Source organism: Sporichthyaceae bacterium, assembly GCA_036269075.1.
In the GTDB taxonomy this organism is placed as follows: Bacteria; Actinomycetota; Actinomycetes; order Sporichthyales; family Sporichthyaceae; genus DASQPJ01.
Genome location: DATASX010000003.1, coordinates 1 through 13,694, shown reverse-complemented (window position 1 = coordinate 13,694; position 13,694 = coordinate 1). Strand labels below are relative to the sequence as shown.

Genomic DNA, 13,694 nt, shown 5'->3' with positions numbered 1-13,694 from the left:
CTGACTTACCGTCACTGTCCACAGCGACCGAGGAACGGAGAACCGGCACAGCGCCGGGGACCGATCACGCCCCGGCGACCACACCATCGCGAAGCCGTCCCAACCAGTCAGCCCGCCAGACACCTGCAATTTCGAGGCTAGCTAGGGGCGCGCCAGGCGCAGGGCGAGGGTGGGGCATGCCGTCACCGCTGCTCGGGCGTGCGAGGCCAACTCGGCCGGCACCGGGCCCGGTTCGATGATCGGGTAGCCCCACTCGTCCAGCGTGATCAGTTCCGGCAGCAACTCGGCGCACATCCCGTGGCCGTGGCACTCGATCCGGTTGATCCGCAGGATCTGCTCGGCTCCGCGCAACGACAGGCTCATCGGCGACTCACGTCCAATCGGGGTTGGTTGTCGCGGCCGGTGGGGCCACCACCGACGGCTGACTCGCCCCGGCACAGGGATGGCCCGAGGCATGGGCTTGGACGTCGTCGGCGAAGACCCGCAACGCACTGGCGGCCAGGCGCGCGGCCCCGTCCGGATGGCTGCAGGCCCCACGGCCGGGAATGACGCCCAACCGCGATCGGAGACGGTCCAACGTCTCGGCGCGGGCAGTGCCCCGGGCCAGTTCGACGAAGTCCGCGGCGACCGCGGGCAGCCCGAACATGCACGGCCCGCACTGACGTGCCGACTCCCCAGCCAGGTAGCGCAGGATCAGCGCGGTCTCGACCACGCCGCAGGCACCGATGGGCAACCCGATCAGCGCGGCCACCCCGAGAGTGCCGCCCGCCGCCCGCAGGCCCTCGTGGCTCAAGGGAACTGACGTGGCGTCAGGTAACTGGAGCCACGCTCCGGCGTACCCGCCGACCAGCACAGCCTGCAGGGCTGCGACCGATCCGCCGCCGAGCCTGAGCACGTCGCGGATCGAGGCGCCGAGTTGCGTCTCGTAGACCCCCGGCCGCTCCACCCCTGCGCTCAGGGTGACCAGGGTGGTGCCGGGCGAGTCTGCCGTGCCGACGGCGCGGAACCAGTCCGCTCCGTGGCGGGTGATCAGGGCCAGGTGGGCGAGGGTCTCCACGTTGTCGATCAGCGTCGAGCGACCGGCGACACCGCGCTCGAACGGCCGCGGCGGCTTGGCGGTGGGGCGAGCCTCGCCGGTGTTGATGAACCGCACCAGAGCGGATTCCTCGCTGGCGACGTACCGGCCGGGGACCTCGGTCACCCGGATCTGCGGCCCGGTGCTGCTGCGTTGCAGCAGCGCTGCGCGCAGGGTCGCCGCCGCGGGGCTGCCGCGGTGGACGCAGAGGTGGATGCGGTCGGCGCCGACGGCGGCCGCGGCCACCTGCGCACCGTCGATGATCAGGTGCGGCTCCAGCGACAGCAGGGCGCCGTCCTTCCCGCTGGCCGGTTCGCCCTCGCAACCGTTGGCCAGGACCGCGGCAGGGCCTCGACCGGAAGCGACCGCGCGAAGCTTCACCGCCGTGGGGAAGCCCGCGCCACCCCGGCCGCGCAACCCAGCCGCCTCCACCTCGGCGATCAGGCGATTGCCCTCGTCCCGGTTCCTCGGCAGGTACACCGGGCCGTGCCGGTCCAGGTGCTCGGCAAAACTGTTGCCGCTTCGTCCGCTCAGCCAACCCGCCAGCAGCCGACTGGTGCTCTGCTGGGTCTGCAGGCCCTCACTCATCGTCCGCCCCCACTCGTCGCACGGGACGGGATCCGGACGATCTCATCGGGATGACGGGCCCGGATCCGCCAGGCCACCGCGGCCAGGACCGCGGCGATGCAGGCCAGGTCGAGGATCCGCACCGGGTTCAATCGCGAGTCCGCGCCGCCGACGCCGAAGCCGTGCACCACCGCGATCGGCCAGCAGCCGTAAGCGGAGTAGTGAAGACTGCGCCAGGCCCGGGCCGGGATGATCCCGCGCAGCAGGCTCGAGGCGACCAGCGCGATGAGCAGATCGAAGGCGACCGCCCCGAGACCGACCCACATCGGCTCGTAGGGCGAGACGAACGGGATCACCGCCGCCGTCCATCCCAGGTGTACATACGGATCCAGCTCCGCCGTCACCACATGGACGGCGATGAAGATGACCGACAGCAGCGACAGGTTCCGGTGGACGTCGCCGACCACGAACCTGGGCCAGCGCGCCGAGGCCAGCCGCGACCGGTGCAATGCGCCCAGCACCAGCACCGTCGTCAACAGCACCAACGAGACCAGTCCGGTCGCCCGACTGGCGTACCAGAGAGCTTGGTTGTTCACGCTTCCCCCACCACGAACTCGATCCCCGCCGGGCCCGCATCGGCGGGCCAGCCTTGCGTCCGAACGATCGAGTCGGCCCCGACCAGTCGGGCGGGCAAGCCGCGCGCGGCCAACCACTGCGGGGCCGCGGCACCGAGAACGACCGCGGCGGTGGCCGCCGCGTTGGCGTCCGCGCACGTCGCCGCGGCGACGCTGACCGCCCGCCAGACCGGTTCAGCGGAGGCACCGGTACGCGGGTCGACGATGTGATGGTGCGTCAGACCGGCGCGACGCCATCGGCGGCAGGTGGTGCTGGACGTGGCCAGCCCGCCTTCCCGGATTGACACGACCGAGTCCGCGTCCTGATGGGCGCCGCGATGGTCCTCCCCCACCGCCACCGCCCAGCCCTCGTCCGGGGCCCGCCCGGCCACCGCGATGTCCCCGCCCAGGGACACCAGCACCGAGCAGCCGAGGTCGGCATGGATGCGCTGCGCCGCCCGGTCCGCGGACCACGCCTTGGCCGTGGCACCCAGATCCAGGACCACGCCACGCGGCAGGCACACCAGACCCTTGTCGGCCTCGAAGCCCACCCGCCACCAGCCCGCCGCCGGCACCGGCGCCCCCGCCGCTGACGGTGCGTCAGGTTCCACAGCGGCGAAGTCGCGGTCGTAACCCAGCGCGGACACGGCCTCGCCGACCGTCGGATCCACCAACCCGTCGGTGGCCTGCGCGGCCCACAGGGCGACCTCGATCGCCTCGGCGAGGACCCGGCTCACCCGAACCGTCCGACCGGGCATCAGGTGCAGCCGCGAGATCTCGGAGTCGGCCCGGAACCGGCTGCACGCGAGGTCGACCTCGAACAACCACTCGCGCAGCGTCGTGGCCGCCGCGTCCACCAGCTCCGGACGGTCCACCAGGACCTCGGCGGTCGTGCCCAGCGCTTCGAACGAGGCTCGGGCCGGGCGAACCAGGCTGGTCATGACCCACCGGAACGCACGTGCGCCCGCTTCGTCGTCGACGTGGGCGTGGTGGTCGGCGCACGCAGTGTCGAACGGGAGCTGGTGGAACCGGCCGAGAGGCCGGCCGTCCCGGCGGACGAGCCGGCCGAGGGCGCGGCGGTGGACGCCGAGGTGTGTCCGGGCAGGCCCATGCCCAGGACCACGGCGACCAAGGTCGAGCCGAGAGCGGTGGTTCTGGTGACCATCGACGTCCGGCGCCGACCGTCTGTCCGTGCCAGGATTTTGTGCGTGCTGCCGCGCATTCCGTGCCTCCGAGCCAGTTCTTCCCCCGACGGCCTTTCGCCGCTCTGTTGGAAAGAGTGCAGCCCGGGCCACTAAGGACCTGTTCAGCAATCCTGTGCGCTGTCTTCGGATCTGCTTCGCGCCGGCAACTGGGCGCCGAACCGGTGACTTCCGGCCCGGAATGTCCCGGTATGTCCCTGCCCTGGAGCCGTTCGGTCAGCGGCGGAAGGCGCGGATTGTCGCGGCGTGCATGCCTTCGGCGACCTGATGGGTGAAGGTGACCGTGCTGTCGGTGAATCCGGCGGCGCACAGCATCTCGAGGTACTCGGCTCGGGACAACGCGCCGGCGATGCACCCGACGTAGGAGCCACGTTCGGCGCGAGCAGCCCGGTCGAGATGATCGTCGGCGACGACGTCGCTGATCCCGATGCGTCCGCCGGGTCGTAGGACACGGAAGACCTCGGAGAGAACCGCGCGCTTGTCGGTCGACAGGTTGACCACGCAGTTCGAGATGACCACGTCGACGCCGGCGTCGGGCAGCGGCAGGTCCTCGATGTTGCCCTTGCGGAACTCGACGTTGGTCGCGCCGGCCTTCGCCGCGTTGGCCCGGGCCAGGTCGAGCATCTCGTCGGTCATGTCGACGCCGTAGGCGAAGCCAGTGGGCCCGACGCGGCGCGCCGACAGCAGCACGTCGATGCCACCGCCGGAACCCAGATCGAGCACGGTCTCGCCGGGCCGCAATTCGGAGACGGCCGTGGGGTTCCCGCAGCCGAGGCTGGCAGCCAACGCCTGTGCAGGCACCGACTGCTCGTCCGAGTCGTAGAGCGCGGACCCGAACGCCGACGTATCGGTGGAGGCCGATTCGCAGCAAGCAGTTGGGCTCACGCCGCAGCAGCCGTCCTCGACCGCGAGCACCTCACGGTTGGGCGCCCCCGCAGCGGCGCGGACGGCCGCGGTGGCGTAGCGCTCGCGAACCTGCTCACGGACCTCGTCGTCGGAGGCGGTCGCCATGAGTTGTCCTCCTCGAAACGGGCGGATCGCCGTCAGCAGCGACTGCCCGCGGTCGCCGGGTCGCCGGGGGCCAGTTCCTCGATGAGCTTCTCGACGTGGACGCGGGTCTGGTCGCGGACCTCGCGCACGACCTCGATCGGTTGCCCGGCCGGGTCGGTGAGTTCCCAGTCCTCGTAACGCTTTCCGGGGAAGATCGGGCAGGCGTCGCCGCAGCCCATGGTCACCACGACGTCGGAGGCCTGCACCGCTTCGTTGGTGAGCACCTTCGGCTGGGCGGTGGCGATGTCGATGCCGACCTCCCGCATGGCCTCCACCGCCGCTCGGTTGACCGCCTCCCGCGGGGCAGAACCAGCCGAGCGCACCTCGACGCGGTCGCCGGCCAGGTGGATCAGCCAACCCGCCGCCATCTGCGAACGTCCCGCATTGTGCACGCACACGAACAGGACCGACGGCTTCGCGATCATCGGATGCTCCCCGGTTCAGCGACGGTGGAATTGGCGGCAGTGAGTTCCTGGTGGGGTACGACGACCTGGTCGGCCCCGCGTTCGGGCATCGGGTAGAGCGCGAACAGCAGACCCACGCCGACGGCGGCCCCGACGATCTGCGCACAGACGAAACCCGGCACCGACGAAGGCTGGATCCCGGCGAAGGTGTCGGTGAACGCGCGGCCCACCGTCACCGCCGGGTTGGCGAACGACGTCGAGGAGGTGAACCAGTACGCCGCACCGATGTAGGCGCCGACCGCCGGTGCGGCCACCGCGGCGCGACCGGAATTCACCACGGCGAAGATCAGGAACACCAGGCCACCGGTGGCGACGACCTCGCCGAGCAGCAGGTGCTGGTCCGAGCGGTCGTGGCCGGAGAACTTGACCAGGGCGACACCGAACATGCCGTCGGCCAGGATCGCCCCGCCAATCGCTCCGGCAATCTGTCCGGCCGAATATGCGACAACCTCGGTCGGGGTCAGCCCGGAGTCGGCGCGGCGGCCGACGAACCAGTCCGCGGCCGAGACCACCGGGTTGAAGTGGGCCCCGGACACCGGCCCGAAGGCCAGGATCAGAGTCGCCAGCCCGAGTGCCGTGACCAGCGAATTCTCCAGCAGTTCCAGGCCGATCTGGTTCGGCGAGAGCCGGCTCGCGGCGATCCCGGAACCCACGACCACCGCCACGAGCAGGGCCGTACCGACGAACTCGGCCAGCACCCGCCGCGACAGCGAGACCGTCATCGGCAGGCTTCGGTGCGGCCGCCGGAAACGGCCAGGAGCCCGTTCAGGGCCGACAACACCTGCGGGACCACCCGGTAGTAGACCCAGCTGGCGCGCCGCTCCGAGGTCAGCAATCCGGCCTCGCGCAACACCTTCAGGTGGTGGCTGATCGTCGGCTGCCCGACGTCGAACTCCCCAGCCAGGTCGCACACGCACGCCTCGCCGTCGGCGTGCGAGGCGATCAGCGAGAACAGCCGCAGGCGCACGGGATCGCCCAGCGCCTTGAACACCGCGGCCCAATCCGCGGCCGCGGCCGCGCTCAGTGGCTCCCGCACCATCGGGGAGCAGCACTCCGGTACCTCCACCGAGCCTCCATCGAGAAGTGTCTATATCGGCTGATATCTATATTGACAGGTCTCGATTCAACGGGGAAGGCCGGGACGTCTTTCTGCACGTCATGGTTGTGGTCGTTCTGGGCGAGGCTTTCCGGATGCGTGCCCGTATGGGCGCATTGGCTGACATCGCCGGTGGGGGCCGGCGCAGCCACCGCTGCGCTGACTTCTCGGTCAGCCGTCGCCTGCTGAACAACTTCGGGACGCCCGGGGCGGGGCTCACGATCCCGGGGGGCTCGGCCGTCACCGAGGTGTTCCGCAGCCTTCGGTGGGGCCGCGGGACGGACTGGTCCGGTCAGCCCAATGCCTTCGGATCCTGACGATTGGGCGGGATCCAGAAAACCAACCGGACAGCCCATCCCCCGCCCACCCGCGCTGCCTGACGGGACGTCACACATGGCGTGGCGAGACGGACACGCGCTGCGGCCGCGATCACCCGGTCGCAGTCAGGGAGCACTCCGCCGAAGACCTTCCCGTGCCTTGCCGACGCGAAGCCGGGGCGGGTGACGAACCGGTAGGGCGCCTCGAAGCACACCTGTTCGACAGCGAGCCTCGATTCGGCCGCGTTTCGGGACGTCGGGTGGGTCGAGGTCATGGTGGCGTTCTTCTCGAACGTGCTGCCGGCGCCGGACCGGAACCCGAACTGCACCCAGTCGTGGTCCAGGTCCCGGTACCCGGGGCAGCGCGGTCGCGCTCCACCACCGTTGACAGTGAGGAAGAAGACGGGGCCGGTCGACCCACGGACGTAAGCCGCGCGGGCCTTCGGCGCGCCCACGACGGTGTCGGTCGCGGCGACCACGACCTTCTCGCCCTCGGTGGTCGCGGCGAGGGCACACGCGCCCGAGCACACCGTCGTCACGGTCGGCCGGCCACTGTCGGCGGTCGCCGCGACGCCGGTGGAGTTGTCCGAGCCCAGCACGCCGCTCGGGTTGGTGTTCGGGTTCGGGTCGCCACTGCCGGCATGGCCGTGGCGGGTGGGCGCTGGACGGGAGATCGAAGGTATCCCGGATGTGGGTACCGACCGGGTGATCTCGGTCGCGCCGCCGCCTTGGTCCGCGACGTAGGCGTTGTGGGTCGTCGGGTCGACCGCAACGCCCACCGGGTGGGCGCCGACCGGGACGGTCGCGGTGACCGTGTTGGTGGTCTCGTCGATGACCGAGACGTCGTTGCTGCCGTTGTCCGTCACGTAAGCGGTGCCGACGACCGGATCCACCGCCACATGGGCCGGCGCGGTTCCCACCGCGACGGTTGCGGTGACCGTGTTCGTGCTCTCGTCGATGACCGAGACGTCGTTGCCGCCGGGGGCGGTCTGGCCGGCGTTGGTCACGTAGACGACGTGCCTGGTCGGGTCGACGGCGGCCGATTGCGGGTTGGTGTCGACCGGGACGGTCGCGGTGACGGTGTTGGTGGTCTCGTCGATCACCGACACGGTGTTGCCGCCCGGAGCGTCGGTCGCGCCACCGCTGTTGGTCACGTAGACGGTGTGCGTCGTGGGGTCCACGGCGACCCCGATCGGCTCGTCACCGACCGGGACGGTAGCCGTCACGGTGCGACTGGTCTCGTCGATCACGGAGACCTCGGCGGAACCGAAGTCGGCCACGTAGGCAGTCCGCAAGGTGGGATCGACCGCGATCTCCAGCGGCATGGCACCGACCGGGATTGTGGCGGTGACGTCGTCCGCCGTCTCGTCGACGACCGAGACGGTGTTCTCGCCGCCGTTGGCGACGTAGAGCATGTGAGCGGTCGGGTCCACCGCGATCCCGTTCGGTCCGCTGCCGACCGGGATTGTGCCGGTGACGGCATTGCCGGTCTCGTTGATGACCGACACGTCGTTGCTACCGAGGTCGGTCACGTAGACGGTTGCGGTCGCCGGGTCCACCGCAACCCTGGTCGGAGTGCTTCCGAGGCCCGTCAGATCGGTGGTCGTGTACGTCGTTGCTGCAACGGCCCCCGTGCTCGCCGAGGCAGCGACAACGAGCGCCGCGCACAGCCCCAACCGTGCGCACCGAAATCCCCTCGGTCTGCTCTCGCGCGACGCGATCCCCACGTTCCTTGCTAGCAGCCGGCCTCCGGCTTGCCCGGGAGCCGCGCCGAAGCCTCTCGACGCCGGTCCCGGAGGTGGATCGTCATTCGGGAACTGTTCATCGTCAGTTCCCGTTCCAGCGGTTGCGGCGGGCATACCCGGACCGGTCGCACTGGGTACGCCCGGTCGACCAGGAGGTGAGCAGGTTGAGCGCAGGGCGCAGTCTGTTCGCGAACGCGAAGGAGACCATCGAGCTCCGCGAGGGCGAGACGCTCTTCCGTGAGCATGACCAGGGCACGCATATGTTCGGGGTGGTCGACGGTTCCATCGAGCTGCTTCGGGACGGGCACCTGGTTACCACGATCGGCCCCGGCGGGGTGTTCGGCGCGCAGCTGGGCCGATAGGAGCGACCGTTCGCCGCGCGCTCTTCGGGGGCCCCTGACCACTGTTGCAACTCTGCCCGCTGGTGCGTTTGGACGGAGGTCGGCCTGCACGCGTTGCCTGTCCGGCGGCCTAGCTCACCGTTCGTTCAACAGTGTCCGCAATGTGTCTAGCCGCCAGTCGTCGACGAAGGCCGACCAATCCCGGTTGAGGAGCCCATAGGTGTTGCAGCGGGCGGCGTAACCGGGTTCATTCTGCCACGTGGACGCCTTGTCGTAGCAGTACGCGAGGTATCGCGGTTCTTTCGGGTACCAGCTAGAGATCGTGTAGTAGCCGAAGCTGAATTTATGATCGGCCAGGTAGGAGACCAGGACTCGGAAAGTCGCGGACCAGCTGTCAGGGCTCGACACCGGCACACCGAATTCGCTCAACCAGATCGGTGCAGTGTAAGGCGCATCCGACGAAGCGATGAATCCGAAATCCTGGACGTACACCTGTCGTTGCGCGGCCGCGTCGAGCGCCAGGAGCATCGGGCTGGTGACCGAAGCAACGCCGTCGGTGTCGTGCGGGTGGAACCAGGCGAAAGTGTGCACGCTGTAGGCCAGGTACGGCTTTCCGTGCAACTCCGGGAAGTCCTTGGCGGTTATCGGATACGTGGCGAGCGCACGCAGCGACGAGTCGTAGTCGATACCGCTGATGAAGGCAATCTTTGCCGGGTTCCGGCGCCAGACCGTCGTCGCCGCCGCGATCTGTGCCCGCCGCCAGTCGTACTTCCCGCCGTCACCCCAAGTCGGTTCGGTGTGATCGACCTTGTTGCTGCGGACCTCGTTCCGGAACTCGTATCCGATGACTCGCGGATTTGCGTCGAACAAGTATGAGACGTAATCCCAGTCGCTGAGCCACTTGCTCTCGTCGTAGTCCGGGGTGAACCACTGGCCTTCGTTCATGTTGTAGGACGTCGGCCTGGTCTGGTGGTTGTCGAGAATCACGTAGAGACCAGCCGACGTGAGCATGCTCACCACTCGATAGAACGCCGCGCGAGGAATGAGGCCGGCCAACTGCGGATTGCGCTTCCGAACTGCTGCGTCGGTGGTGCGGTGCTCCTCGTGCAACATGTAGTTCGAGAACGGCATGCGCACGGAGTTGAAGCCCTCGCGCTTCAACTCCTCGGCCAGGCGCGGCAGTGGCTGCCGGTCCAGCCCCTGAGCCATCATGCCCTTGTCGTTGAAGCCGTCCCAGAAGATGGACTTCAGCAGCACCTGGTGGCCCGAACGGTCGGTGAATTGACTTCCGGCTGTCATGACCTCGGAGGCGCCGCCGGCCTCGGCGATCGCCGAGCCGTTCGACGTGGCGGCCGGAGTCCGCTCCGGAGGAGGCACCACTGAGAACATGCCGCCCACCGCTGCGCCGGCCTGCGGTCGCACCGCGGGCGCCGCGCTCATGGTGAAAGCGCCGACCAGCGCGACCACGAGCCACATCAGCCCGACTCGTCGGACGGTCGAACTCCGCACAAACTGGCTGCCCATCGCACCGTCTCTCAGCCTGCCCGCCACGGCGAGCTTCTTGAGGGTAAGTCGCGCCTGCCGTGCTGCGCCCGAAAACGGCGGATTTGGGCGGAGCCCGCGTGGCGTCGGCCGAGGGGCCTCGCGAGACTGCGGGGTCTAGTTGACGCGGGCGATCCGCTTGCCGTCGTTCTCGGTGAACCACACGTTCCCGTCATGCCCGGCGGTGATCTCGACCCGGGACCTGTCGGGGACAGCCCAGTGGCGTACTCGGTGACGGTGCTGGTCGGGGTGATCCGGCATCCGGATCAGCCCTCGGGCGTCCTGCTCCCCGTGGGCGGAAGCTGGGAGTGGATCGGCGCCAGGACCGACTCGATCAGCGGCGGCGAGGGTTCGGGTGGCCTCGACGATGAGGGCCATCTCCTCGGCAACCAGGACGGCACCGAGACCTTGGCCGCGCAGGTCGATGGCGAGCGCGAGACGGGCCAGGAGAACAGTGGCAGGCCACATCTGTTACGGGTGCGATGCCCTCGCCAGCGCTGAGCACAATACAAATCGGTCCGGAATTGACAGAATCACGCGCGTGAGCACCTCGCGGGAGGGGTCGGGCTCAGGGCTCGGTTCACCTGGGGCACCAGGTGACGGACGGGCCGCCGCAGCCCGAGCCACGGTCGTGGGAACCGGCGGCGTCCTGTCGGCCACGGACCACGTCCGGCTGGGCGGACGGTGCTTTGCAGATGACGACTTCGAGGGCGCCCGGGGCCACTGGGAGGTCGCGTTCCGCGAGCTTCGCAGCGGTGGGGATCTGCGGTACGCCGTGCGAGTCGCGGGTGACCTTGCCGGGCTGCACGTCGCTGCGTGGGGAAGTCGGGCCGTGGCGCGCGGCTGGATCGACCGGGGGCTGCGCCTGCTCGGCCAGGTCGGCCACTGCGTCGAGGAGGGTTACCTGGCACTGGGGATCCTGGGCTGCGACTGGCCCGACGTCGAAGCGCTGGAGGCCGCGGCGGAGCTCGCGCTGTCGCTGGCGGTCGAGTTCGCCGATCCGGTCCTCGAAGTCCGTGCGCTGGCCGAGTCCGGCTTCGCGTTGGTGATCAAGGGCCACCTCGCCCGCGGGTTCGCCCGACTCGACGAGGCGATGGCCGCCGTGACGAGCGGCGAGATCGACGATCTCGCGGCGATCGGCAAATGCTTCTGCGCCATGTTCTCGGCGTGCGACCGCTCCGGCGACCTGCACCGTGCGCAGGAATGGACCAGCGAGTGGTCCCGCTTCATCGAACGGCGTGAGTGGCGTCCCCGCATCATGCAAACGCACTGCCGTGCGGTCTACGGGTCCGTCCTGTCCACCCTCGGACGCTGGTCCGAGGCCGAGCAGGCGCTGCTCGACGCGCTCTCCCCGGATGCCTCCCGGGCGATGAACCACCGCGTGGAGACCTCCGCCCGCCTGGCGGAACTGCGGCTCCGGCAGGGTCGCGTCGCAGAGGCCGAGGAACTGCTCGGCCCCTTCGAGGACTGCGTGGACTGCTGCGCTCCGCTGGCCCGGCTGCACCTGGTGCAGGGCAGGGTCGAGCTGGCCGCGGCGGTGATCGAGCGAGGCCTCGGCGAGCTCGTCGGCGATCGGGTCCGGTCCGCGCCGCTACTGGCCCTGTCGGTGGACGTCGACCTGGCCCGGGACGATCTCGACGCCGCCGTCGACACCGTCGCACAGCTGAATGCCATGGCACGGGAGGCCGAGTGGCCGCTGCTGAACGCCGAGGCCGCCCTCGCCGCGGCGAAGGTAGCGACGAGGAAAGGCGAAACCGGGAGCGCCCTCGAACTGCTCGGCCAGATGCAAGAGGCGACATCCAACGGCGATCGCCCGCTACTGGCCGGCCAGATGCATCTGGCCCGAGCCCGGGCCTGGTCGCAAGCCGCCGAGATCACCCGCGCGGTGAGCGAGGGGCGGGCGGCGCTGGCCGTCTTCGAACGCCTCGGAGCCGTCCGCGACGCGGACGAGGCGGCGGCCGTGCTTCGCAGCCTGGGCGACCGGCGCCGCCTACGCCGCCCCGACGCCGCCACTTCGATGTTGAGCGGGCGGGAACGAGAAGTGCTGGAGCTATTGGGTCAGGGCCTCACGAACTCCGAGATCGGAGCACGTCTGTACATTTCGGCCAAGACGGCCGAGCACCACGTGAGCGCCGTGCTCGCCAAGCTCGGCGTACGCAGCCGAGCCGAGGCCGCCGCGATGGCGGCCAGACTCACACCCCGTTCCTGACACTCCCGTAATTGGGGGTGCCGATAGGGGTTTCGCCCGATGCCGCTTGACCGTCGGTCGGGGGAGATTTCTGGGACGCCCCCGACCCACACCGGAGGAACCGATGACCGTCACCGCAATCTTCGACTCCCCCACGACGTCGGGCACCGCCACCTCGCCCCCGGCCCGGTTGCACCATCACGCCTTCGTGACGACGGATCAGGAGGCGACCCGAAGGTTCTACGAGGACATCGTGGGGCTCCCCCTCGTCGCCACCTGGACCGAGGTCGAGCACCTCATGGGCGGAGAGGAGCAGGAGTTCTGCCACACCATGTACGGGCTCGAAGAGGGAGGCTGCTTGGCATTCTTCCAGTTCGCCAACCGCGAGTTCTCCGAGCAGTTCGCCCCGCCGCCGTCCCACTCCTTGTTCCGCCATGTTGCCCTTCTCGTCACCGCGGAAGGCCAAGCCGGGATCCGCGAGCGGGCCGAGGCTGCGGGGCTCGAGACGATGACGATGGACCACGGTTACTGCAAGTCGATGTATTTCAGCGATCCGAACGGCCTGCTCCTGGAATTCACGGTCGACCATCCCAAGGCAGACGAGATCGACGCGGTCCGTCGGGAGAACGCCCACCGTGATCTGACACGATGGCTGGCGGGCGACCACTCGGGCAACAATGACTGGCGACCCGTCTCCTGAATACACGCGACGGCTCCGGCGGCACTGCCCCACGGATGGTGCCCCCGGCGTACGGCGGCAGACGTGCCCGGCAGGTTGCGTCGTCGGCCTGCATCGGTCGCGGCAGCGACGCAGGTCGGCGTAGAACTCCTCGAGGACCCCGGGGTCACCTTGGACACCGGGACATCCCCCGAGCGCCGGCCGGATGCGCTCGGCCTCCCGCTCATCGCGAGTGGACTCCGTCAAGTGGAAGCCCTAGCGCTCACGGGCAGAGTTGCGACGCCTGAGGCGCGACGCGCCGAGGCAGGCGTCACCCTGGTTGCAACTCTGCCCGCTGACGCGTTTGACACGGGAGCCGACACGGAGAGCCGACGCCCGGACTCGAACCGGGAACCGCTCGATTACAAGAAGTCAATTTCTAGAACTACAGCGTCCAGATTTGTCCACGACCTGGGGCGACGCCGACCGGCGGTCCGTCCGAATGCGCTACCGTCCAGGCCTGTCCACGGGTGCTGTTAGCAATGGCGTTAGCAAGATCGTCGGCCACCGTGGCGGTTTGTCGGCTTCTGTCGATGCCCCTTGGTCGGTCCGGAGCGAGGGGTTCGTAACACCGGCGCCAGCGTCAGAGCTTGCCGCGGTGTTCGCGCAGCACGCGCGCGCACGTCTGGCGGTCGTCATCATCGGCATCGGCATCGGCGGCCGCCGCGAGAAACCGGCGTCGACGACAACCGGCCGTGGCGTAGCGGGTCGCGGCAGGAGCTGCGCGGCGGCCATCCGAGCGCCGCTCGGTCGGCTGGTCCCACTAACATCGGGT

General features: G+C 69.5%; 16 protein-coding genes. 5 read left to right on the top strand and 11 right to left on the bottom strand.

Annotated features, from left to right (window positions below):
* Nucleotides 1–141 precede the first annotated feature (141 nt).
* The 9 genes from VHU88_00430 to VHU88_00390 form a co-directional block, all read right to left on the bottom strand.
* The gene (locus VHU88_00430; GenBank protein HEX3610127.1) at nucleotides 142–363 is read right to left on the bottom strand and encodes a ferredoxin; all 222 of its coding nucleotides are present in this window, start codon (nucleotides 361–363) and stop codon (nucleotides 142–144) included.
* A 7-nt stretch (nucleotides 364–370) separates the two neighbouring features.
* Nucleotides 371–1,663 carry an NADH-ubiquinone oxidoreductase-F iron-sulfur binding region domain-containing protein gene (locus tag VHU88_00425; GenBank protein HEX3610126.1) on the bottom strand — a complete coding sequence of 431 codons (1,293 nt, stop codon included), beginning with the start codon at nucleotides 1,661–1,663 and terminating at the stop codon, nucleotides 371–373.
* Nucleotides 1,660–2,238, bottom strand: coding sequence for a ferric reductase (locus VHU88_00420; GenBank protein HEX3610125.1), 579 nt, complete (start codon nucleotides 2,236–2,238; stop codon nucleotides 1,660–1,662). Before VHU88_00420 ends, VHU88_00425 begins: the two co-directional genes overlap by 4 nt.
* Nucleotides 2,235–3,197: an FAD:protein FMN transferase gene (locus VHU88_00415; GenBank protein HEX3610124.1), complete on the bottom strand. Its 963-nt coding sequence runs from the start codon at nucleotides 3,195–3,197 to the stop codon at nucleotides 2,235–2,237. Before VHU88_00415 ends, VHU88_00420 begins: the two co-directional genes overlap by 4 nt.
* Nucleotides 3,194–3,421, bottom strand: coding sequence for a hypothetical protein (locus VHU88_00410; protein HEX3610123.1), 228 nt, complete (start codon nucleotides 3,419–3,421; stop codon nucleotides 3,194–3,196). The genes VHU88_00415 and VHU88_00410 overlap by 4 nt, the downstream gene beginning before the upstream one ends.
* Before the next feature lie 253 nt (nucleotides 3,422–3,674).
* Complete coding sequence (gene arsM / locus VHU88_00405; GenBank protein ID HEX3610122.1) at nucleotides 3,675–4,469, bottom strand: arsenite methyltransferase; 795 nt, start codon at nucleotides 4,467–4,469, stop codon at nucleotides 3,675–3,677.
* A gap of 32 nt (nucleotides 4,470–4,501) precedes the next feature.
* Nucleotides 4,502–4,933, bottom strand: a complete 432-nt coding sequence (locus VHU88_00400; GenBank protein ID HEX3610121.1) for an arsenate reductase ArsC — start codon at nucleotides 4,931–4,933, stop codon at nucleotides 4,502–4,504.
* On the bottom strand, nucleotides 4,930–5,694 hold the full coding sequence (locus VHU88_00395) for an MIP/aquaporin family protein (protein HEX3610120.1): 765 nt from the start codon (nucleotides 5,692–5,694) through the stop codon (nucleotides 4,930–4,932). The genes VHU88_00400 and VHU88_00395 overlap by 4 nt, the downstream gene beginning before the upstream one ends.
* Entirely contained in the window at nucleotides 5,691–6,038 is a 348-nt protein-coding gene (locus tag VHU88_00390) for a metalloregulator ArsR/SmtB family transcription factor (protein ID HEX3610119.1), read from the bottom strand. The genes VHU88_00395 and VHU88_00390 overlap by 4 nt, the downstream gene beginning before the upstream one ends.
* 92 nt (nucleotides 6,039–6,130) lie before the next feature.
* Here VHU88_00390 and VHU88_00385 point away from each other — a divergent pair, with 92 nt between their 5' ends.
* Nucleotides 6,131–6,385 (top strand): hypothetical protein, encoded by a 255-nt coding sequence (locus VHU88_00385; GenBank protein HEX3610118.1) that lies wholly within the window; start codon nucleotides 6,131–6,133, stop codon nucleotides 6,383–6,385.
* Here the strand turns inward: VHU88_00385 and VHU88_00380 are convergent.
* Complete coding sequence (locus VHU88_00380) at nucleotides 6,361–7,944, bottom strand: YncE family protein (protein ID HEX3610117.1); 1,584 nt, start codon at nucleotides 7,942–7,944, stop codon at nucleotides 6,361–6,363. The two genes, VHU88_00385 and VHU88_00380, sit on opposite strands and share 25 nt — an antisense overlap.
* A gap of 350 nt (nucleotides 7,945–8,294) precedes the next feature.
* On the opposite strand from VHU88_00380, the gene VHU88_00375 reads away from it, so the two are divergent.
* Nucleotides 8,295–8,492 carry a cyclic nucleotide-binding domain-containing protein gene (locus VHU88_00375; GenBank protein HEX3610116.1) on the top strand — a complete coding sequence of 66 codons (198 nt, stop codon included), beginning with the start codon at nucleotides 8,295–8,297 and terminating at the stop codon, nucleotides 8,490–8,492.
* Between the two features lie 114 nt (nucleotides 8,493–8,606).
* Here VHU88_00375 and VHU88_00370 read toward each other — a convergent pair whose 3' ends face one another.
* Nucleotides 8,607–9,947 carry a cellulase family glycosylhydrolase gene (locus tag VHU88_00370; GenBank protein ID HEX3610115.1) on the bottom strand — a complete coding sequence of 447 codons (1,341 nt, stop codon included), beginning with the start codon at nucleotides 9,945–9,947 and terminating at the stop codon, nucleotides 8,607–8,609.
* A gap of 297 nt (nucleotides 9,948–10,244) precedes the next feature.
* Between VHU88_00370 and VHU88_00365 the strand changes: the two genes are divergently transcribed.
* From VHU88_00365 to VHU88_00355, 3 genes are all read left to right on the top strand, one after another.
* Entirely contained in the window at nucleotides 10,245–10,514 is a 270-nt protein-coding gene (locus VHU88_00365; protein HEX3610114.1) for a hypothetical protein, read from the top strand.
* A gap of 40 nt (nucleotides 10,515–10,554) precedes the next feature.
* Nucleotides 10,555–12,222, top strand: a complete 1,668-nt coding sequence (locus VHU88_00360; protein ID HEX3610113.1) for a LuxR C-terminal-related transcriptional regulator — start codon at nucleotides 10,555–10,557, stop codon at nucleotides 12,220–12,222.
* A 103-nt stretch (nucleotides 12,223–12,325) separates the two neighbouring features.
* Nucleotides 12,326–12,901, top strand: a complete 576-nt coding sequence (locus tag VHU88_00355; protein ID HEX3610112.1) for a VOC family protein — start codon at nucleotides 12,326–12,328, stop codon at nucleotides 12,899–12,901.
* Nucleotides 12,902–13,694 lie beyond the last annotated feature (793 nt).

Coding starts and splice junctions, on each gene's coding strand:
- VHU88_00430 (HEX3610127.1), bottom strand. CDS start 363: ATGAGCCTGTCGTTGCGCGGAGCCGAGCAGATCCTGCGGATCAACCGG.
- VHU88_00425 (HEX3610126.1), bottom strand. CDS start 1,663: ATGAGTGAGGGCCTGCAGACCCAGCAGAGCACCAGTCGGCTGCTGGCG.
- VHU88_00415 (HEX3610124.1), bottom strand. CDS start 3,197: ATGACCAGCCTGGTTCGCCCGGCCCGAGCCTCGTTCGAAGCGCTGGGC.
- VHU88_00410 (HEX3610123.1), bottom strand. CDS start 3,421: ATGGTCACCAGAACCACCGCTCTCGGCTCGACCTTGGTCGCCGTGGTC.
- arsM (HEX3610122.1), bottom strand. CDS start 4,469: ATGGCGACCGCCTCCGACGACGAGGTCCGTGAGCAGGTTCGCGAGCGC.
- VHU88_00400 (HEX3610121.1), bottom strand. CDS start 4,933: ATGATCGCGAAGCCGTCGGTCCTGTTCGTGTGCGTGCACAATGCGGGA.
- VHU88_00395 (HEX3610120.1), bottom strand. CDS start 5,694: ATGACGGTCTCGCTGTCGCGGCGGGTGCTGGCCGAGTTCGTCGGTACG.
- VHU88_00385 (HEX3610118.1), top strand. CDS start 6,131: ATGGTTGTGGTCGTTCTGGGCGAGGCTTTCCGGATGCGTGCCCGTATG.
- VHU88_00370 (HEX3610115.1), bottom strand. CDS start 9,947: ATGTGGCTCGTGGTCGCGCTGGTCGGCGCTTTCACCATGAGCGCGGCG.
- VHU88_00355 (HEX3610112.1), top strand. CDS start 12,326: ATGACCGTCACCGCAATCTTCGACTCCCCCACGACGTCGGGCACCGCC.